This window comes from Streptomyces sp. NTH33 (assembly GCF_003236365.1).
Taxonomy (GTDB): domain Bacteria; phylum Actinomycetota; class Actinomycetes; order Streptomycetales; family Streptomycetaceae; genus Streptomyces.
In genome coordinates this window covers 1-1,138 of sequence record NZ_POTZ01000933.1, presented here as the reverse complement: position 1 = coordinate 1,138, position 1,138 = coordinate 1, and the positions used below count along the sequence as shown (strand labels likewise).

The window sequence follows — 1,138 nt, the reverse complement described above, 5'->3', positions numbered from 1 at the left end:
GGGGAAGACCGGACGGCGTCTGGGGTCGGCCGGACGTGGGTGCCTTCGGCGGTGCCGGTGCGGGGTCGTACTCGGCGCGCAGGATCGCCAGGTCGGCTTCGTCCGCGATGGCCAGCACGGACAGGCTGCGGCTGGCCGCTTCCAGCAGCAGCTTGGGCGGCGAGCCCTTCTCTGCTCCGCGGTTCTGGCCGCGCCACTGGGCGGCGGCGACGAGGTAGTCGCTCACCGCGCGCAGCACGGGTTCGGCAGCGTCCAGCAGATGCTGGGTGACGGTGCTGGCCTCGGCAGGAGTCGCGGCGGCGCCGAGTGCGGCGAGATAGGGGGCCAGGTCGGGGCTCGGCAGCGGTTCGTCCGGCAGCGGGTGGTCGGCCAGGAAGGGCTCGGCGTCCCGCTTCGCCCAGCGCAGCAGGTCGTCGCGGGTGGCGATGCCGTACCGGGCGGCGGCGATTTGCTCGGCGTCACGGCCGACGTTGTCGTACAGCTCGAAGTCGGGATGTTGCATACGGTCTCCTAGTAGGACTCCGTTAGGTCTGTCTCGATCTTGGTGTCGTGTGTGGCCTGCTGGGCAGGGGCTGGTGGCAGGTGGTGCAGATGCCGGTCCAGCACCTCAGGACGTCCTGGAGAGCGTCGAGGATCTGGTAGAGGGTGAGCCCGGTGCGGGTGCTTTTGGGGCCAGCCGTTGTTCGGTGAGGAAGGCGTGGGCGGCGGTCACGAGGGTGACGTGATGCTGCCAGCCGGGCCAGGACCGGCCCTCGAAGTGGTCCAGGCCCAGGCCGTGCTTGAGCTCGCGGTAGTCGTGCTCGATGCGCCAGCGGACCTTGGCCAGACGGACCAGATCGACGACCGGGGTGTCGGCCGGCAGGTTGGACAGCCAGTAGTCGGTGGGAGCCTCGGCGTCGTCCGGCCACTCGACCAGCAGCCAGCAGTCGGGCAGGACCCCATCCCACCAGCCCTGCTCGGCTGAGGCGGCGGCCCGGATCGGACGCTCGACGGCCTTGCCCGCGGGGCGGACCCGCACGGCGGCGAAGCGGGAGCGTAACTCGCCGCGCGAGCCCTGCCGCCAGGTGAGGGAGGTGAACGCCTCCTGCCCGAGATCGGCGGCCAGGGCTGCCACCGAGGGTGCGGGGTGGCGGTAGCG

The 1,138-nt window shown here is 71.7% G+C and carries 2 protein-coding genes; both read right to left on the bottom strand.

The annotated features are described in order from the left end of the window. Positions 1–502 (bottom strand): hypothetical protein (locus tag C1I97_RS37635; protein ID WP_111007332.1); only part of this gene is annotated, 502 nt, incomplete at its 3' end. 105 nt (positions 503–607) lie between these two features. Beyond that, positions 608–1,138: IS701 family transposase (locus C1I97_RS37630; protein ID WP_146608444.1), on the bottom strand; the 531-nt coding region annotated here is incomplete at its 5' end.